The sequence below is a fragment of the Marinobacter sp. AC-23 genome, assembly GCF_001858325.1.
In the GTDB taxonomy this organism is placed as follows: Bacteria; Pseudomonadota; Gammaproteobacteria; order Pseudomonadales; family Oleiphilaceae; genus Marinobacter.
In genome coordinates this window covers 19,776-38,545 of record NZ_MBPP01000021.1, presented here as the reverse complement: position 1 = coordinate 38,545, position 18,770 = coordinate 19,776, and the positions used below count along the sequence as shown (strand labels likewise).

General features: G+C 52.6%; 12 protein-coding genes, 1 tRNA gene and 4 pseudogenes. 9 read left to right on the top strand and 8 right to left on the bottom strand.

The window, feature by feature from the left end; translation table 11 throughout:
- The first annotated feature begins 45 nt into the window (after positions 1-45).
- From pheT to BCA33_RS07940, 3 genes and pseudogenes are all read left to right on the top strand, one after another.
- Positions 46-2,416, top strand: a pseudogene (gene pheT, locus BCA33_RS07950) (phenylalanine--tRNA ligase subunit beta).
- Positions 2,417-2,419: 3 nt separating this feature from the next.
- Positions 2,420-2,722, top strand: coding sequence for an integration host factor subunit alpha (ihfA, locus tag BCA33_RS07945; RefSeq protein WP_071264800.1), 303 nt, complete (start codon positions 2,420-2,422; stop codon positions 2,720-2,722).
- Positions 2,703-3,068, top strand: coding sequence for a MerR family transcriptional regulator (locus BCA33_RS07940; protein ID WP_071264798.1), 366 nt, complete (start codon positions 2,703-2,705; stop codon positions 3,066-3,068). The genes ihfA and BCA33_RS07940 overlap by 20 nt, the downstream gene beginning before the upstream one ends.
- 115 nt (positions 3,069-3,183) lie before the next feature.
- On the opposite strand, the gene BCA33_RS07935 is transcribed toward BCA33_RS07940, so the two are convergent.
- On the bottom strand, positions 3,184-4,617 hold the full coding sequence (locus tag BCA33_RS07935; protein WP_071264796.1) for an aldehyde dehydrogenase family protein: 1,434 nt from the start codon (positions 4,615-4,617) through the stop codon (positions 3,184-3,186).
- Between the two features lie 176 nt (positions 4,618-4,793).
- Between BCA33_RS07935 and BCA33_RS07930 the strand changes: the two genes are divergently transcribed.
- The 4 genes from BCA33_RS07930 to BCA33_RS07915 all read left to right on the top strand — a co-directional run bounded on the left by BCA33_RS07930 (position 4,794) and on the right by BCA33_RS07915 (position 7,983).
- The gene (locus BCA33_RS07930) at positions 4,794-5,432 is read left to right on the top strand and encodes an SDR family oxidoreductase (protein ID WP_071264794.1); all 639 of its coding nucleotides are present in this window, start codon (positions 4,794-4,796) and stop codon (positions 5,430-5,432) included.
- A 106-nt stretch (positions 5,433-5,538) separates the two neighbouring features.
- Entirely contained in the window at positions 5,539-6,234 is a 696-nt protein-coding gene (locus tag BCA33_RS07925; protein ID WP_071264792.1) for a hypothetical protein, read from the top strand.
- 46 nt (positions 6,235-6,280) lie between these two features.
- Positions 6,281-7,009: a molecular chaperone DnaJ gene (locus BCA33_RS07920; RefSeq protein ID WP_071264790.1), complete on the top strand. Its 729-nt coding sequence runs from the start codon at positions 6,281-6,283 to the stop codon at positions 7,007-7,009.
- A gap of 41 nt (positions 7,010-7,050) precedes the next feature.
- Positions 7,051-7,983, top strand: coding sequence for a formate/nitrite transporter family protein (locus BCA33_RS07915; protein WP_083394674.1), 933 nt, complete (start codon positions 7,051-7,053; stop codon positions 7,981-7,983).
- Here the strand turns inward: BCA33_RS07915 and BCA33_RS07910 are convergent.
- The 3 genes and pseudogenes from BCA33_RS07910 to BCA33_RS07900 form a co-directional block, all read right to left on the bottom strand.
- Positions 7,962-9,050, bottom strand: a complete 1,089-nt coding sequence (locus BCA33_RS07910; RefSeq protein WP_071264788.1) for an alpha/beta hydrolase — start codon at positions 9,048-9,050, stop codon at positions 7,962-7,964. The two genes, BCA33_RS07915 and BCA33_RS07910, sit on opposite strands and share 22 nt — an antisense overlap.
- Positions 9,051-9,419: 369 nt before the next feature.
- Positions 9,420-9,496 (bottom strand) — tRNA-Pro (locus tag BCA33_RS07905).
- A 148-nt stretch (positions 9,497-9,644) separates the two neighbouring features.
- A pseudogene (locus BCA33_RS07900) lies at positions 9,645-11,287 on the bottom strand (FMN-binding glutamate synthase family protein).
- Positions 11,288-11,557: 270 nt separating this feature from the next.
- Here BCA33_RS07900 and BCA33_RS07895 point away from each other — a divergent pair.
- Positions 11,558-13,149, top strand: a pseudogene (locus BCA33_RS07895) (BCCT family transporter).
- 110 nt (positions 13,150-13,259) lie between these two features.
- On the opposite strand, the pseudogene BCA33_RS07890 reads toward BCA33_RS07895, so the two are convergent.
- From BCA33_RS07890 to BCA33_RS21555, 4 genes and pseudogenes are all read right to left on the bottom strand, one after another.
- Positions 13,260-14,206, bottom strand: a pseudogene (locus BCA33_RS07890) (alpha-L-glutamate ligase-like protein).
- A 1-nt stretch (position 14,207) separates the two neighbouring features.
- Positions 14,208-15,725, bottom strand: a complete 1,518-nt coding sequence (locus BCA33_RS07885; RefSeq protein WP_071264786.1) for an inactive transglutaminase family protein — start codon at positions 15,723-15,725, stop codon at positions 14,208-14,210.
- A gap of 2 nt (positions 15,726-15,727) precedes the next feature.
- Positions 15,728-16,525, bottom strand: a complete 798-nt coding sequence (locus BCA33_RS07880) for a RimK/LysX family protein (RefSeq protein ID WP_071264784.1) — start codon at positions 16,523-16,525, stop codon at positions 15,728-15,730.
- Between the two features lie 160 nt (positions 16,526-16,685).
- The gene (locus BCA33_RS21555; protein WP_254774264.1) at positions 16,686-16,871 is read right to left on the bottom strand and encodes a hypothetical protein; all 186 of its coding nucleotides are present in this window, start codon (positions 16,869-16,871) and stop codon (positions 16,686-16,688) included.
- Positions 16,872-17,348: 477 nt separating this feature from the next.
- On the opposite strand from BCA33_RS21555, the gene BCA33_RS07870 reads away from it, so the two are divergent.
- Positions 17,349-18,767: a DNA recombination protein RmuC gene (locus BCA33_RS07870; protein ID WP_071264779.1), complete on the top strand. Its 1,419-nt coding sequence runs from the start codon at positions 17,349-17,351 to the stop codon at positions 18,765-18,767.
- The last annotated feature ends 3 nt before the right edge of the window (positions 18,768-18,770 follow it).

Below are 18,770 nucleotides of genomic sequence, written 5' to 3'. Positions count from 1 at the left end.
CATCCAAATCAACAGTCGAAACCGCATCAGGACAAGGCAATAACCATGAAATTCAGTGAGCAGTGGTTGCGCGAATGGGTTAACCCGGACATCAGCTCTCAGGAGTTGATGGATCAGATTACGATGGCAGGGCTGGAAGTTGATGGCTTCGAGCCCGTGGCCGGCAAGTTTCAGGGTGTGGTCGTTGGGGAGGTTCAATCGGTTGAACCTCATCCAGACGCGGACAAGCTCCGTGTATGTCAGGTGAATGACGGCAGCCAGGTTGTGCAGGTTGTGTGTGGTGCGCCCAACGTACGCCAAGGCTTGAAAGTGCCTTTTGCGGTGATTGGCGCAGTATTGCCCGGCGATTTCAAAATTCGCAAAGCCAAGCTGCGCGGCCAGCCTTCAGAAGGGATGCTGTGTTCTGAATCCGAATTGGGTTTGTCTGAAAGCCATGAAGCTTGATGGAGCTGCCATCCGATGCACCGGTCGGCTCAGCGTTGAGCGATTACCTCAAGCTGAACGATGTGGCCATAGATGTGGACCTGACCCCCAACCGCAGCGACTGCCTCTCTATTAAAGGGATTGCGCGAGAAGTGGGCGTGCTAAACAGCTTGGTTCCAGAAGCACCGCAGATCAATCCTATTGAAGCTGTGCACTCAGAAGTACCTAATATTCGCGTGGATGCACCAGAAGCTTGCCCGCGCTACTTGGGGCGGATTCTTCGCAACGTGAATCTTCAGGTAGAAACACCTCTGTGGATGCGGGAGAAGCTCCGCCGTGCAGGTGTGCGCTCAATTGATGCGGCGGTGGATGTTACCAACTACGTGATGCTGGAGCAGGGCCAGCCTCTGCATGCGTTTGATCGTGATGAGATAAATACCGGTATTGTCGTACGCATGGCCAAGCCAGCGGAAAAGCTGGTGCTATTGGATGGCCAGGAAGTTGAGCTGACCCAAAAGACCCTGGTGATTGCCGATCATGAGAAGGCCATTGCCATTGCGGGCATTATGGGTGGTGAGCACTCGGGCGTTAGCGCAAAAACCCGTGACCTGGTGCTTGAGTCTGCTTATTTTGAGCCGATCTCTCTCGCGGGTAAGGCCCGCCACTATGGCCTGCACACAGATGCGTCCCATCGTTTTGAGCGTGGCGTGGATTACGAGCTTGCTCGCGATGCCATGGAACGCGCTACAAAATTATTGATGGACATAGTAGGTGGTGAGCCTGGCGAGATAATTGAAGTCTCCAGTGCAGAGCATTTGCCAAAACCCCGAGTAATTGATTTGCGGGCAAAGCGCTTGGCGGATGTGTTAGGCCTGGAAATTGACCGTACTACCGTTGAGGAAATCCTGACCCGCCTTGGTTTGCGCGTTGATAAGCTGTTGAAGGATGGCTGGCGTATCCTTGTGCCCAGTTTTCGGCCGGACATTTCGATCGAAGAAGACTTGATCGAAGAGGTGGGGCGTATTTACGGCTACAACAATCTGCCGGTTACTGAGCCAACGGGCTCCTTGGGCCTTCGGCTAAATGACGAGGCGACTCGCCCGTTGTCGGCTATACAGAATTATTTTGTGTCTCACGGCTACCAGGAGGCGATCACCTACAGCTTTGTGGATCCGAAGGTGCAGGCTCAGATCGACCAGAGCGTGAAGGCATAGCCTTGGCGAACCCCATTTCGTCGGATCTGTCAGTCATGCGCACAAATCTCTGGAGTGGCTTGCTGAAAACAGTCGCTCATAACCAGAATCGACAGCAGCCGCGCATCCGCCTGTTCGAAACAGGTTTGCGCTTTCTGCAGGACGACCAGCGTATCGACCAGCAGCCCATGTTGGCAGGCGTGGTTGTTGGTTCACAATATCCTGAAAACTGGGTAAACGGTCGCAGAACGGCCGATTTCTTTGATGTAAAAGGTGAGTTAGAAGGCTTGTTCAGCTTGCTGGGTATTGAAATCGGGTTTGTTGGCAGCCGGCATCCGGCGCTGCACCCCGGCCAGACAGCCGAACTCCTGCGGGATGGTGAGCATGTGGGGTGGCTAGGTACGCTGCACCCACAAGTGCAGAAAAATCTTGAACTTAATGGCACCATCCTGATGTTTGAGCTATCCTTGAATTCGATCGTTACTGGATATGTGCCTAATTTCAAAGAAATTTCGAAATTCCCGGAAGTTCGTCGGGATTTGGCTATTATTATTGGTGGCGAGGTCGCGTTTTCCGACGTAGAGCGTGTAACCCGAAAACACGCCGGTGAGCGCCTGACAGCGTTGCGCGCGTTTGATGTATATGAAGGGGAGAGCTTGGGCGAGGGCAACCGGAGCTTGGCTCTCAGCCTGTTCTGGCAGCATCCCGAGCGTACGTTAAACGAAGATGAAGTGCATTCGCTCTTCAACGGTGTTATCGACGCACTGAAAGATGAGCTGGGAGCAACACTAAGGAGTTGAGACATGGCGGCTTTGACGAAAGCGGAAATGGCAGAGCGCTTGTACGAGGAATTGGGCTTGAACAAACGCGAAGCCAAGGAAATGGTGGAAGCTTTCTTCGATGAGATCAGAGGCGCACTCAGCCATAACGAGCAAGTAAAACTGTCGGGTTTCGGTAACTTCGATCTGCGTGATAAAAAGCAGCGTCCGGGGAGAAACCCAAAAACTGGCGAAGAGATTCCGATAAGCGCACGACGTGTTGTTACGTTTCGCCCGGGACAGAAACTGAAACAGAAAGTAGAAGCGTATGTTGGAACCCAGTCATAACAACGAACTCCCCGCTATTCCCGGGAAGCGCTACTTCACGATAGGTGAGGTAGCGGAACTGTGCGCGGTAAAGGCTCACGTTCTGCGCTATTGGGAGCAGGAATTTTCGCAGCTATCGCCGGTTAAGCGCCGGGGTAATCGCCGCTATTATCAGCGTGCCGATGTGATCACCATCCGCCAGATACGCAGTTTGCTCTACGAGCAGGGTTATACCATTGGTGGCGCCAAGCAAAAGCTGAGTAGCCATGAAGTAAAAGATGACACCACTCAGTACAAGCAGCTTATCCGGCAAATGATCACCGAACTGGAAGAGGTTCTGGACGTACTTAACGCGCCAGCAAAATAGACAACCCCTTCTGACACAAAAAAGCCGAAGTGATTCGTCATCACTTCGGCTTTTTTGTGTCTAGGTTAACTCGTTGCTTTTTAAAGGTTTGTATACCTTGCAGCGAGTAAGAGGGTTACCAGTCAGTGACCGATTTAACTTCCAGGAACTCTTCCAGGCCCCAGACGCCACCTTCCCGGCTGCCATTGCCAGACTGTTTCATGCCGCCGAATGGGAAGCCGGCCGATCCGGATTTACCGTTGACCTCCACCATGCCGGACCTGACTTGCCTGGCGAGCCTGCGAGCCCTGTCTTTATCAGAGGTCTGGATGTAGTTGGTAAGCCCATAGAGGGTGTCGTTAGCCAGCTCTATAGCCTCTTCTTCGGTTTCAAAAGGTGTGATGACCAAGACTGGGCCAAAAATCTCTTCACTCCAGATTGTCATTCCAGGAGCGACATCTGAAAAAACCGTCGGCTTTACGAAATAACCTGTTTCAAAACCTTCCGGCCGCCCTTCGCCGCCGGCAACCAACGTGGCACCTTCTTCTATGCCCTGCTTAATCAGCGCCTGAACCTTCACAAACTGTTGTTCGGAGACCACTGGCCCGATATGTCGGCCCTCTGTGCCTGCATGGCCCACATCAGTTTTGCTGGCAATCATCGCGGCAGTTTCAACGGCCTGCTTGTATACAGACTTTTCCACCAGCATTCGCGTGGGTGCGTTGCAAGACTGGCCTGAGTTAGCAAAGCAGTGGCGTACACCACGAGTCACCGCTTTTTCATCGGCATCCGCAAAAATGATATTGGCGCCTTTGCCGCCTAGCTCCAGACCCACTCGCTTCATGGTATCGGCGGCTGCAAGTGTGATCGCTTTGCCGGCACGGGTAGAGCCGGTAAAACTCACCAGGTCAATATCTGGATGCTTGGAGAGTTGCGAGCCAACACCCGCGCCATCTCCGTTAACCAGGTTGAAAACGCCTTCCGGGAAGCCTGAGCTGTCTATCATCTCAGTAAGAAGCATGGCCGACAGAGGCGATATCTCAGATGGTTTCAGGACTATTGTGCAGCCTGCGGCCAGCGCTGGTGCTACTTTCAACATCACCTGGTTCATCGGCCAGTTCCAGGGTGTGATCAACGCGCAGACACCTACTGGCTCGTGCAGAATGATGTTATCCGGTGCGTGATCACCAAGGGGGTGTTCAAAGCTAAAAGACTTCAAAGCACGGATGGTATTTTTCAAATGGGCTGCACCGGCGCCAACCTGTGCGCTTCTTGCAAGATCAATGGGCGCGCCCATTTCCTGGCTGATGGTTTGCGCCATTTCTTCCGCGCGCGCCTTGTAGGTTTCGAACAGGCGCTCCAGCAGCTCAATACGTTGTTCTTTGGTAGAAGCCGCCCAAGCAGGGAGAGCTTTCTTTGCAGCACTGACAGCGTTATCTGTATCAGCTTGCGTACCCAGAGTAATCGTGGAAAACCCTTTTTCATCAGAAGGGTTGATCACTTCCAGGCGCTGGGATCCGTCAGGCGTGACCCATTTTCCATCAATGTAAAACTTGGTTGCATCCATCATGATTCAGCTCTTGGTTGGAAATTTGGATTATGGTAACAGATTGATGGGGTGTTGCGTCTGGGCAGGCGAATCCGTGAAGTTATTTCATATAAAGTGTGGGTGCGGGTTGAATTGAGCGAGTGTTGCACTGATCTATCAAAGGTAGCCATCAAGAATAGCCAACCAGGAGAATCGCCATGCATGTATTCATTGCAGGAGCCAACGGGCAGATAGGGCAACATTTGTTGCGGGAAATGGCAAACAGTGATCATGAAGCCCGTGCTCTTGTCCGGCACTTGGAACAGGGTCCTGAATTGCAACAACTGGGCGCCACTGAGACCGTGCTGGGGGATCTGGAAAAGGATTGCAGCGAGGCTATGAGAGGCTGTGATACGGTCATCTTCACCGCTGGCTCAGGCCCGCATATCGGGCCGGACAAAACCATTAGTGTAGATCAGGATGGCGCCATCCGGCTGATTGATAGCGCCAAGGCCACCGGCGTAAAGCACTTTATCATGGTGAGCAGTATAGGTGCCGAGGAGCCAGGTAATGGCCCTGAAAAACTTCGCCATTACCTTCAAGCAAAGCACAACGCCGATGAGCATCTGAAAAAGAGCGGTCTGCACTACACCATTGTTCGGCCGGGTCAGCTCACTAGCGATGAGGGCACGGGCAAGATCTCTGTCAGTGCAGAGCAGCAAGGCGGGGGCAAAATTCCACGGCAGGATGTTGCTCGCGTTCTGTTGGCCGCGCTGGAGGCGAATACCACCTCTGACCGGGTTTTTTATGTGGTATCTGGTGATACCCCAGCGAATGAGGCACTGGCAAAACTGTAACGCTATCGAGGTCTGAGCCTGTGTCGCCACCGGGCCTGTGAATTGCTCAGCCTTTCCCCTAAGCTTGAGGTAGTCATTAGCCGAACGAGGCGGTTTGCAAAAGCACATGTCCGACAAAGAGCTCCGTACTAAATCCGATAAACAGTCGATCGACCAGTTTATCCACCAGGTTCGCAAACTTCCCAAAGCGAGCGGTGAGCAGGGGCGGCTGATTTTTGCTCTGGATGCCACTGCCAGCCGGGGTGCTACGTGGGATCAGGCTTGCCACTTGCAAAGTGAGCTTTTCCTGGCGACCAAGGATTTGGGCGGCCTGGCTATCCAGCTATGCTACTACCGAGGTTTTGGGGAGTTCAAGGCCACAGGTTTCGTCAGCAAGACCGGGCAGTTGCTTAACTTGATGAACGGCGTTTCATGTCTGGGCGGACGTACTCAGATTAGCAAGGTGTTAACACACGCCAGGAGCGAAACCCGCGCAAAAGCCGTCAAGGCCGTGGTGTTTATCGGGGATTGTTGTGAGGAGTCTGTGGATGAACTTTGCCATATTGCCGGGGAGTTAGGCATGTTGAAAACCCCGGTGTTTATGTTCCACGAGGGTGCCGATGCACATGCAAAAGCGGTATTCCAACAGGTAAGTAAGCTGTCGGGCGGCGCCTATGCACCCTTTGATCGCAACAGCCCCCAAGCACTTAAGGATCTTATGGCCGCTGTAGCGGTCTATGCTTCCGGGGGAGTCAAAGCCCTGCAGGACTATTCGAGTGGCAGCTCGCCGGAGGTTAAGCGTTTGTCTCAACAGATCAGGTAGCGCTTATGTCAATCAACCAGTGGGCCAATCGGCCCGGAGTATCTGAGTGCCACTAACACTTCTGGTTGTCGTAATGACGGCTATAGCTTGGGTCTGGTTACGTAGCCAGCCACCCAGCCAACGAAAACCGGCTATTCTCAAACTGGCGTTGATAGCCGGTATTTTGATATTGGTTCTTCTGGCCATTACCGGGCGTTTGAGCCTGGTGTTTGCCTTGCTTGTGTTTCTTTTCCCCTTGTTGCGCCGTGTGCTGCCATCTTTGCTATCGGGTCGGATGCCGGGCTCAGGAGGGGATGAGGCAACCGTGAAGCAGGGCAACCAATCTCATGTATCCAGTGATATTCTCAGTATGACGCTGGATCACGATTCTGAAACGATGAGTGGAGATGTACTGAAAGGCCCTATGGCCGGACGAGGCTTGGCGGATCTTGGCGAGAGTGAATTCATTGAGTTATTGCAATACTGTCGGGCCCATGACGAAGATTCCGCGCGGCTCTTGGAAACCTATTTAGATCGCCGCTTTGGAGATTCCTGGCGCACTGACGACCCAGCTGGTGATGACAGCGAGGAGAGTAGTGAGCGTAAAAATCCGGGCCATGGCGGATCTCTGACCGACCGCGAAGCTTTGGATATCCTCGGGCTAGAAGCTGGTGCCAGCCGCGATGAGATTGTTCAAGCTCATCGTAGGGTGATGCAAAAGATACACCCGGACCATGGCGGGAGTAACTACCTTGCCGCCCGTGTGAATGAAGCCAAAGAGCAACTGATGAGCTGAGACGCTTTAGGGTATATTCTGGATCGCCAAAGGATAGCAAAATGCGTGACGAGGAAAACAATCGGAATACCTCCTCCGAGAAGCAAGCTAAGGAGGCCGCAGACGAACAAGAGACTCGCGCTAAGGTTCAGGATCGGGAATCCCGCGAACAGACACCGACGTCGAGCGAGAAGTCACTGACTACGAAAGAACGTAATTCCGTTGCCGAGCATGGCAACCTATCGCCGCTGACTGTTTATTCTATTATCCTGCGCGAGGGCGAAGATGAGCTTCACCGCCCGAAAGTCTCGCTCTGGTGGTCGGGTGTGGCGGCGGGCGTCGGGATTTCGTCCTCGGTTCTTGTAGAGGGAGTTATCCGATCTAATCTTGGTTCGACTCACCCCTACTTAACGTTGATTGAAAGCCTGGGGTATTCGTTCGGGTTTGTCCTGGTCATCCTGTGCCGGCTTCAATTGTTCACCGAGAATACCATTACAGTTGTGCTGCCGGTTTTAGCCGACCCGACGCGCAATCGGTTCTATTGCGCCGCGCGCCTATGGGGTCTTGTACTCGTGGCCAATCTTGTTGGTACGTTTTTAACCGCCGCCATCGGCGTCCACGGCAGTATTTTTCCCGTCGAGACTCTCACAGCTATCCTCGAGATATCACGCCACTTGGCGGAGCTGACCCCGGCTGAGACGTTTTTGCGTGGTATTCCCTCAGGCTTTTTCATAGCGGCAATGGTGTGGATGTTGCCTTCGGCGAAGGGATCCGAAGTACTGGTAATTGTGATGTTTACCTGGCTGATCGCGGCGGGTGATTTTACCCATGTGATTGCCGGGTCAAACGAAATTTTCACTCTGGTGCTCAATGGGGAAATGAATATCTTTACCGGCTTGATCTACCATATTTCACCGGTGCTTCTCGGCAACATTCTCGGCGGTACCGGCTTGTTCGCAATGCTAGCCTATGGTCAGGTGCATGAAGAAATGTGATGTTCTGCCCGGGCCAAAAATTCTCCGATATGCTCGAACGCTTCTTCCGCCTCTGGTAACAGGGGCGTAAAAAGGTGCCACACATGAACCATGTCGGGCCAGGTTTCCATTTCTACCGGTGAGCCAGCTGCCTGGGCTTTTGCAACGTACCTTTGGGCGTTTTCCAGCAGTAGCTCCGATTCACTGGCGTGAATGAGTGTTGGAGGGAGATTATGGAGGTCTCCTCGCAGCGGAGATGCCATTTTACTGGTGGGCAATACTCGCATACCCAAAACCGTCCCCCACCACAGTAGCGGTAGGGGTATGCGCGCCAGTTTCTCAATGGTTGGTCCTAGCATGACATCGGTGTTGAGGTTAGATCGCCTGCCCAGAGATGTGAGCATGAGTTCAGTAGAGGGCGACAGGGCAATAGCGGCAGTTGGTGGCTGCAGCCCTTGGTCCCGTACCCAGGCAATCAGCCCTAAGGTGTGGCTGCCGCCAGCGGAGTCCCCGGCGATCACCACAAATTTGGCCGGTGCCTTTCCATCTGGGCCGTTCTCAAGCATCCAGAGGTAAGCCCGCTGGCAGTCAATAATGCCATCCAGATAGCGGTTTTCGGGCATTAGCCGGTAATCAATGGCGAACACACAGGCGTTGGCCAGCCTCGACAACCGGTCAGTGATAGCGCGATGACTTTTGGGGCTGCCGGCGATCCAGGAACCACCGTGAATGTAGAGAATCCGGCGATCGGGTTCTGAGCCCGGTGCAATCACCCATTCCCCTTTGGGGGCGCCGTTTGCAGAGGGGCGAATTTCCGAGACGTACTCTAGACCGTCATTCATGCTATCCATGTAGCCCCGCAGAGCCTTCACACGAGCCCGGCCACGGAGGCCTTCGGCCGCGGCGTGCATCCCTTTTATTGTTTCAAGCACTTGCTGGCGAGCTTCGTTTTGTGGCTGACGGGTGGCCGCTTTGTTTTTACTCCCGGCCTCGCGTTTTCGACGCAGTACAAATATCACGGTGGCTGCCAGCGCGACTGTCATCAGGCCAAACCACATCATCGAGAACCATGCGATTCCGAAAATCATGTGTAATCCCTTTGTGATGTAAGGTCACCTCGCCTATGAGCCTACCACGCTGGTCGATTCATGGCGCTCACGTTTGTTGTGGTCGGTGCAGGAGGTCGGGCCAACCGATGTGATGCCCACAATCTGAGAGTTAAACCTCGAATCTACCTGAGTCACTTTTAGATTTGGGTAACTCGGGTAGCTAACGCCGTAAGTGGCGGTGTTGGCATCATGCCTGCGTTAGATGGCTCTCTGACTGATCTGCAGATCACGGTGGTGGCGCATTACGTTGAAAGGCGGCGTCAAAAAAACAGCCTGTAACAGGTGACGTCTGTTTTCCAGAAACAAAAAAGCTCGGACCTTGCGGCACCGAGCTTAAATGTTGAAATATGGTCGGGACGGAAGGATTTGAACCTTCGACCCCTTGCACCCCATGCAAGTGCGCTACCAAGCTGCGCTACGCCCCGATTTGCTAATTTTGCCTTTTCAAAGCCTAGCTTTGATGGCTAGTACCAAGGAGACTTAAAGAGGAATCTCAGTGGCTTAGCGGGAGCGAAGTCTACACTAGCCCAGATCAAAAATAAATAGGTTTTGGTGGTTTCGCTCCCACATAGTTTACCGAAGCTTTGTTTCTCTAAGTTGCTGAACGAATTCTGGCGGGTCAAAGCTATCGGGTTGTGATTCGGCCCAGTATTTATCGAAGACCGCCATTCCGGTCTTGCCTTCAAGTAGGGAGCCGGGGGCCAGGAAAGGGAACAGGTCGATGTACGAGTGTACTTCGGTTTTTGATACCCGGCGTACAATGTGTTCTGGGCCCAGTTCGCCAGGGTGACGTAGCCCCGAGGCTTCCAGCAGGTTCTGTAGGGCGTCCAGGGTGTTTCTGTGGAAGTTATATACCCTATTGCTCTTATCTTCTACGTCGAGCTTGCTGCTTCGTCTGGGGTCCTGAGTTGCAACACCGCTGGGGCAGCGGCCGGTATGGCAGTTCAGGGCTTGAATGCAGCCTAGTGAGAACATATAGCCGCGTGCGGCGTTGCACCAGTCGGCACCCAGCGCCAGAGTGCGCGCAATGTTAAATGCCGAGGTGATTTTGCCCGCTGCACCAATGGATATATCTTCCCTGAGGTTGGTGCCCACCAGTGTGTTGTGCACCAGAAGGAGTGCTTCCGTCATGGGTGTGCCAATGCGGTTAATAAACTCCAATGGTGCGGCTCCTGTACCGCCTTCACCGCCATCTATCACAATGAAATCCGGTTTGAGGCCGGTTTTAAGCATCGCTTTAACAATCGCAAACCACTCCCAAGGATGGCCAATAGCCAGCTTGAAGCCCACCGGCTTGCCGCCAGACAACTCGCGGAGCTGATCGAGGAATTCAAGCATCTCAATGGGTGTGGAAAAGGCAGAATGCTGTGCAGGAGAAATGCAATCTTCGCCTATAGAAACACCTCGGGCTTCGGCAATTTCCGGTGTTACTTTGGCGCCAGGAAGAATGCCTCCGTGGCCGGGTTTTGCCCCTTGAGATAGTTTGACCTCTATCATTTTTACTTGGTCGAGGGTGGCGTTTTTCTCGAACATGTCAGGGTTGAATGATCCGTCTTTGTTACGACAGCCGAAGTAGCCGGAACCAATCTCCCAAACCAGGTCGCCGCCGGGCTGCCTGTGATAACGAGAAATGGAGCCTTCCCCTGTGTCGTGATAGAAGCCGCCCATTTTTGCACCGGTGTTCAGGCTTAGAATGGCGTTCGCAGAAAGTGAACCAAAACTCATGGCTGAAATGTTGAAAACACTTGCACTGTAGGGCTTGGCGCAACGCGAGCCGATCTGCACGCGGAAGTTGCTGTCGGGAATTTTAGAAGGCTTCAGTGAGTGATTGATCCACTCAAAACCCTCGTCGTACATCTTTAGCTGCGAGCCGAAGGGGCGTTTATCCAGCACATTCTTGGCGCGCTGATAAATGATGGTGCGCTGATCCCGGGAAAACGGCTGTTCGTCGTTATCAGACTGAATAAAGTACTGCCGAATCTCGGCCCTATGGATTCGAACAGGTAACGGAAGTGCACCATGATGGGGTAATTACGACTGATGGTGTGTGTGGTTTGCAGAACGTCGTAGGTCCCCAGAATGACTAAGGCGCCGAATAGGCCCGGTATCAGATACCAGGTTTCGTAGTGCAGGCTCAGAGCCAGCGAGGCAATAAAGCCGGTAATACTAATAACGTAAGCTGAGTAGCGCATCGGGAAAGTGGTTGTTTTCTCCATGAATATCTCGTGTGGCTCCGTGGATGTGGTGCGTGGTTTGCTTCATTTTTTTAGCGCCTAGTATATCGATACGGCGCCTGACTGATATCTGATTGCTTGGGTTTTTGGCTTTGGGGCACCGACGTTGGTCTATGCTAAGTGTCGATGCATTAAATTATTGCGCTTTTGATGTTTTGAGTTCAAAACATTATTATGGCGCGCTTGTAACGTTTTGACCCAGATTGCGAAGGGTTTTTCGGTATTAAATTCAGAACTAGGAGGCGCCAACACGTGGGCGACGTAATTAAAGACGAGTATCAAACGGATTACGTAGCTGGCCAGGATAATATCAGACCATTCGGGCTGGATCTGCACGCACCGGTATTTCCGATTACGGCAATATTGGTGGTGGTGTTTGTTATTGGGACGTTGATGTTTCCGACAGTAGCTAAAGACTTGTTGGACGGCGCCAAGAACGACATTATCGAAACTTTTGATTGGTTCTTTCTGCTAAGCGCCAATGTTTTTGTCATCGTGTGTATTGCGTTGATTTTTATGCCAGTAGGTAAGATTCGCTTGGGTGGCATGGATGCGAAGCCCGAGTTTTCCACCATCTCCTGGTTTGCGATGCTTTTCGCAGCCGGCATGGGTATTGGCCTGATGTTCTGGGCTGTGGCAGAACCGGTGGCATATTACACGGGCTGGTTCGGCACACCGTTTGGCGTAGAGGCGAATACGCCAGAGGCGCGTAACCTTGCCATGGGTGGCACCATGTATCACTGGGGCCTTCATCCGTGGGCTGTGTACTCGATTGTTGCGCTTTCTTTGGCCTTCTTTGCGTACAACAAGAACATGCCGCTAACCATCCGCTCGGCGTTCTTCCCGCTGCTAAAAGACAAAGTGTGGGGCTGGCCTGGTCATATCATCGATAGCTTGGCGGTTGTGGCCACCATTTTTGGTCTGGCGACTTCGCTCGGGTTTGGCGCGCAGCAAGCAGCTTCAGGCCTTGATTATCTGTTTGGCATGGGCTCAGGCATCAACGTACAAATGGCTATCATTGTTGGTGTAACAGCTGTTGCGCTTCTCTCAGTGCTACGAGGCCTTGATGGTGGCGTTAAGGTGCTGAGTAACATCAACATGTCGCTGGCAGGCATTCTGTTGTTCTTCGTTATTTTTGCCGGCCCCACCATGAGCATACTGGAAAACCTGTGGGTGACGAGCACCAGCTATGTAACCAACGTTGTGGCATTTAGTAATCCGTTTGGTCGTGAAGATGAAGCCTGGATGCGCGGCTGGACTGTATTCTATTGGGCCTGGTGGATTTCCTGGTCACCGTTTGTAGGTATGTTTATTGCGCGAGTTTCCAAGGGCAGAACGGTTCGTGAGTTCATATTGGCGGTTCTTATTATCCCGACTGTGATTACTGCGGTATGGATGAGCTCCTTTGGTGGCGCGGCACTTGAGCAGATCGACCAGGGTGTTGGGGCGCTTGCGGAAGATGGCATCACTGAGGTTTCTCTGGCGACCTTCCAGATGTTTGCAAACCTTCCAATGACTGAGATCCTTTCGTTTATTGGTATTGTGCTGGTATTGGTATTTTTTATAACCTCTTCGGATTCGGGCTCTCTGGTTATCGACAGCATAACTGCGGGTGGTAAAACCGATGCGCCCACCGCACAACGTGTGTTCTGGGTTGTTATGGAGGGGGCTATTGCGGCTGCGCTGATCTTTGGTGGCGGCACCGATGCTCTGGGTGCTATCCAGCGACTGCAGTGAGTGCAGGCTTGCCATTTACGGTGATACTGCTGGTTATGACTTGGGGCTTGCTGAAAGGCCTGACCCATGAGCGGAAGCTGCTGATCGCCAGGGGCGAGATGACTTAAAGCAGTGGAGCATAAAAAAACCGGAGCTTTGGCTCCGGTTTTTTTATGCTCGTTACTTAGTAATTTAGTAATACGGAAAATCTAACGCAGGTATAACTGAGCCTTCCGTCCTAGAGCTTAGCGAAAGTTTCCATGGCGTAGTTTGCACGCTCTGCGGGAGTGAAGTGAGGGCGTTTTAAGCCTCAACCGCACGCAATCTTGGCAGCAGGCCACGGCCGTTAGCCATTTGGATGGCCAAGCCAGGCCGGGCGTTAAGCTCAAGCAGAAGTGGGCCTTCGTTGGCATCGACCACAATATCTACGCCCATATAGCCCAGACCCGTTGCTTCATAACAACGCGAAGCCATTTCAAGCATCTCACCCCAGGCATCAATATTTATATTTCCCAATGCCAGGCCGGTATCCGGGTGGAGTGTGATCGGCCTGTTGAACTGCACAGCGTTCAGGCTTTTGCCCGTACTTATGTCCAAGCCTACGCCTACCGCACCTTGGTGCAGGTTAGCTTTGCCATCAGAGGCGGTAGTCGCAAGCCTCAACATGGCCATAACAGGGTAGCCCTGGAACACAACGATGCGTATGTCGGGCACGCCCTGATGGGAATAGCGGGCCAGTGACGGCGACGATTCCACCAGGTTTTCCACAATGGCTACATCGGGTGTGCCGGCCAAGGAATAAAGGCCGGCCAGAATGTTGGTTAAGTGCCGCTCCAGCACAGGTGCACCCACGCGGGCCCCGGATGCTTTTACAAAGAAGTCCTCATCCCGGCCGGTGATCACAGTAATGCCTTTGCCACCTGAGCCTTTTGCGGGCTTGATGGCAAAGCCTGCAAGCTCTTCAGCCATTTCCCTGAAACGGGAAATCTCGTGCTGTTGTTTTACAACCTGCAAGAGCTTTGGCGTTTTTACGCCATATTCGGCAACAACCAGCTTCGTTTTGAGCTTGTTATCTACCAGCGGGTAGGACGCGCGCTCGTTATAGCGCGCTATGTAGTCTACATTGCGCCGGTTCATGTTCAGCATGCCCAGCCGCTTTAATGAGCGTGGAGAGATCCAATCCATATCAGTCGTAGGCCTTCATTGGCGTGAAGCGTTTAAGCTCGGTGAGCTTATAGCCGGTGTATTGGCCCATCAGAAGAATCAGTCCCAAGACTGCAAAGTGCAGTTCTGGGAAGTTGAACGTCAGGTGGCCCGCCAACGGAGCACTCATCAACAAGTAGGCACAGATGGCAACGAACAGGCTGCCAGAACCTTGAATCAGAACTTCTTGGCCGCTTTCTTCTTCCCAAAGAATGGACATGCGCTCAATCGTCCAAGCGATGATGACCATAGGGAAAAAGGTAACGGTCATGCCTGTGTTAAAGCCCATCTGGTAACCGAAGATACTCAGGCCTGCAGTAATGAAAATAACCAGAATAATGAGGGCTGATATTCGCGATACCAGGAGGAGGTTCAGGCTTGAGAGGTATCCCCGCATCATCAGGCCGATTGAGACCACGGACAAAAAGGCTATCAGCCCGGGTATCAAGGTGGTTTGCACAAAGGCGACTGCAATCAACACAGGCATGAAGGTACCGGAAGTTCGAATGCCAATCACGATGCGCATAAACGCAACCACAAGCGCCCCAAGCGGCAGCAACAGTAGCATGCGGAACATACTCTGCTCTTCAATGGGGAGTTCGTAAAAGCTCAGGAAGCCCAAACCATTTCCTTTAGACTGCATGGCCGCAAGCTGAAGCGCGGGCACCGTCTGGCGAAGCATGGAGAAACTGATCTCGGAATTGTCGCCACCAACAACGTCAAGTAGCGATTCCGGGCCTTGTCGCCAAAGCAGAATATCGTCTGGAACCCCTTGGGCAGCCGTTTTCGGGTTAAGCGTGAGCCACTGCTCGCCATTATAGATCTGTAGAAAAGGGGTCAGCTGTTGCCGCCGGCGGGCATCTTCAAGCTTTAGGCCATCGGCCGTTCTTGCGGGGATACCTGAATGGTTAAGCATGTTAACCAGCAGTTGCAGATAGTTCTCCTCGGAAACGAGAAGCGTCGTGTTCTGCACCCGAGTGTCTGGCTGCATCAGGCGGATCAGCTCCCGTGTCATGCTTTCTGGAGTGCTTGAGCGAGCTTCAGCTTGAGCCAGAATTTCCCGCACCGCGGTTGCCTGAGGCTCTTCCCAGAACAATCGCTTGGTTTCGGGTGGCTGAGCTGGAGGGGTTGGCTCTGCGCCTGGGTCGGGTACGAACTGGGCTTTGAAATAGAGAGTTTGTGGGCCTGATACTTCTCGCTTGGTCCACTCTGCGCGCCGGCTGCCAGCTTTATCGATAATCGAAAAGCCATAGCCAGGTGATGCGGCTTGTTCTGTCAAAATACTAAACCCAGGTGGTTGCCCGGGTACGTTCAGGCTCGCTACAACGGGGTCACTTGCGCCATCAAAATCAACGCGGGCTTCCACCATCCAAACCGGGCGCTGGTCGCCGGTGAGCCAAGGAATACCAAGTTCTATGTGTCGCCATACGGCGAGGGAAATGCCTGCTGCAATGAGAAGGAAAACAGCGATATAAAACGGTAGGCGGGATGGGCTGGTCACTATTATTTCCCGTTGTCATTGTCGGTGCGGATGGATTCAGGCAATTCTGTTGCATACTCTTTACCGACATCAATCAACATGACATCCCGGAGTACGTTTCGGCCAATGAGGGCTTGGTAAGTAAGGTTGCTTCGGTCTGAAAGGGTAAATTCCGCCACTTGCTCATGGTCGCCAATAGAGAACTGAAGCTCTACCACAACTCGCCGCTCGGCCTCGTCTGTGCTGGCTTGAATCACTTTCACGCGTCGCGAAATTTCTTTCTCAAGGGTGACGAAGTCTTCTGTGCCGGGTACAGGTACATCGAAGCGCACCCAGTTGCTTCCATCACGTTCAAAGCGGGTAATCTTGCGGGCGTCGATGGATGAGGTTTCGGCACCACTATCAATCCGTGCTTTGTAGACGAGCTCCGGCCCTGCCAGGTAAAAGTTTTCAACCTCACCAACAACCACTTTTCCTTTGAGCCGGTCAGCCCGGCCTTGGGTTTTCTCAGAAGCGGGACAGGCCTTCTGAGCGGGCATGGGTGGGCAAGAGGGCTTTGCAACCTGGGTAGTGATCGCATTCAGCACTTTTTGTGTAACCGCTTCGTTCTGCCTCAGAATCGTTTCATGCCGAACTGTGGCGTTGTTCTCCATGGCGACCAATGTTGCACGCTGGCTCTGAGACGACGCGTTCAGATCGCTCAGGTCGGACTTGGGAACCATGAAATACCTGTCTGCCGAGCACCCCGTCAGCAGAACTGTGCCTGCAATAACCATGATGGAGAACGTCGAAAGACCAGCTCGCAATCGTTTAGAATACATGAAAAACCCCTGAGCCGGTTGCCGGTCACATACAGAATAAAATAGATGTGACGGTCTAAAAGTGTATGACGGAGAATATCTGGAGCGGAAGTATACAACAATCCAGCTGTGTATTTGTTTTACAGTTGGTTAAGGGGTGATTTTTATACGTGTTTTTTGCCTATATGTAGCGCGGTAGGAAATGGCTTGTCCCAAGAATCTCGTGTGAGCGCAGGTATTCCTGAATCACTGGGGAGCAGTTCAGGTATAGCAGCAACAATTCCCGTTGTATGTCCTGATCCTGAATTCGGGCTGCAAAGACAATCAAGTCGCGTACAGCATCATCACTGCTGGCCTCGACTGCCACTGTGCTCCTGCCATATCGGCTGTTGAGCAGGGACGTTAGCCGTTGCAAATGAAACTCACCGGTGTGAGTGATATGAGGAAGAATCCTAAAATCGGCTGAACCATATAATCCAGACGTGCTTTCTCTGCACTCACTATAAGAGCTGTCAGCCTGGAGGAAATCTGAGCCTAGCTTTCGCCAGAGTTCTTTCAGCATGGTCAATTGTCCGTTTTAGCTCTATGTCGACCCGAAAGCCGTTAAAAAAGCGTAATGCCATTAATCGCGGGTGACCTTTACTCTTTTAATAGATATTACGTTGCGCGTCCAGAGTCGGATTCGATCGCATTACCAAATTGCCAAACAGTCGTGATACAGGCTGTGCTTGCGTCTCATGGCAAAACGGCCGGCGAAAAGGCCGTTATGTTCCTATAGAATGTAATGCGTGGGTAAGCTCACGTTAATCCAAATAAATACTGAAAACCCAGAGGAGTGTTGCCTGTGCCTGAGGCCGTCAGCGAATTTATGGTTTCCCGGCCGGAAGTGGTGGTGGCATTGGTTGCTCTGCTGTTAGTTATCACGGCTGTGATTACGGGGCTGCTGGCAAAGTCCAGGGGAGACAGCCGGGCTGCAGGCCTGCAATCTGATGTGGCAGCGCACAGCCGGCGGATCGAAGAATTGATAGAAGAGCGCACAAGCCAACGAGTGAAGGTTGATGAGCTGGCAACTGAGCTGAGCGAGGCCCGTGCTGTGCTGCGGGAACAGCAGGTGATGCTGAAAGAAGAACGGCGCTCGGCTGCAGAGAAGCTCGCACTGCTGGAACACAATCGGGATGCCTTGAAACAAGAGTTCGAAAATCTCGCCAATCGAATTTTTGAGCAAAAAAGTGAACGCTTCACCGAGCAGACCCGCACAAGCCTGGATTCTTTGCTTAACCCCTTTCGGGATCAACTGCAGGATTTTCGCAAACGGGTGGAAGATGTGTACACCACAGAAACCCGAGACCGACAGGCACTTCGTAGTGAGATAAAATCCCTTCAGGATCTGAATCGGCAGATCACTGAAGAGGCAGCCAATCTTACCCGGGCTCTAAAGGGTGATAAGAAGATCCAGGGAAACTGGGGTGAATTGATTCTTGAGCGGGTACTGGAGAAATCCGGGCTACGCAAAGGCGTTGAGTATGAAACCCAGGGCAGTTACAGAGACAGTGAAAATCAGTTGTTGAGGCCAGATGTAGTAGTGAATCTGCCCGACAGCCGCAATCTGGTGATCGATTCAAAAGTATCGCTGCTGGCTTACCAGAAGTGGGTTACGGAAGAAGATGACGGCGCCCGGGAGCAGGCCCTTAAAGATCACGTGGACGCTGTACGCAATCACATTCGCACCCTTAGCGAGAAAGACTATAGCCAATTAGGTGGCCTGCACTCGCCAGATTTTGTGTTTCTGTTTATGCCCATAGAACCGGCATTTGTGGCAGCTTTTCAGCAAGACGAGACCCTTTTCTCAGAAGCCTTCGAGCGAAAGATTATTGTAGTAACACCCACAACACTGCTGGCAACCCTGCGCACGGTTGAAAACATCTGGCGCTATGAACGCCAGAGCCAAAACGCGCGGTTGATAGCAGAGCGCGCAAGCGCGGTTTATGACAAACTAAGAGTGTTTGTAGAGGCCATGGAGCGTCTTGGCGGGCAGCTTCACACTGCCCAGGTTACCTACGACTCGGCTATGAACACCCTGACGAGAGGGCGAGGTAACCTTATTTCCCAGGCTAACCGGTTTGTTGAGCTTGGAGTACGGGTAAAAAAAGAACTGCCGAAAGCTGTTACAGATCAGGCAGAGGTAGATTCTGATGAAGAAGTACAGAACAACGAACCGGATTTCGAAAAACAGGCAATTGGTGCAGCTAACGAGCAGGAGTAGGTG

What these genes read in the sequence shown, in the direction of transcription:
- BCA33_RS07935 (WP_071264796.1), bottom strand. Translation starts at nt 4,617, where the DNA reads ATGATGGATGCAACCAAGTTTTACATTGATGGAAAATGGGTCACGCCT.
- BCA33_RS07925 (WP_071264792.1), top strand. Translation starts at nt 5,539, where the DNA reads ATGTCCGACAAAGAGCTCCGTACTAAATCCGATAAACAGTCGATCGAC.
- BCA33_RS07930 (WP_071264794.1), top strand. Translation starts at nt 4,794, where the DNA reads ATGCATGTATTCATTGCAGGAGCCAACGGGCAGATAGGGCAACATTTG.
- BCA33_RS07880 (WP_071264784.1), bottom strand. Translation starts at nt 16,525, where the DNA reads ATGTATTCTAAACGATTGCGAGCTGGTCTTTCGACGTTCTCCATCATG.
- BCA33_RS07940 (WP_071264798.1), top strand. Translation starts at nt 2,703, where the DNA reads ATGTTGGAACCCAGTCATAACAACGAACTCCCCGCTATTCCCGGGAAG.
- ihfA (WP_071264800.1), top strand. Translation starts at nt 2,420, where the DNA reads ATGGCGGCTTTGACGAAAGCGGAAATGGCAGAGCGCTTGTACGAGGAA.
- BCA33_RS07915 (WP_083394674.1), top strand. Translation starts at nt 7,051, where the DNA reads ATGCGTGACGAGGAAAACAATCGGAATACCTCCTCCGAGAAGCAAGCT.
- BCA33_RS07910 (WP_071264788.1), bottom strand. Translation starts at nt 9,050, where the DNA reads ATGATTTTCGGAATCGCATGGTTCTCGATGATGTGGTTTGGCCTGATG.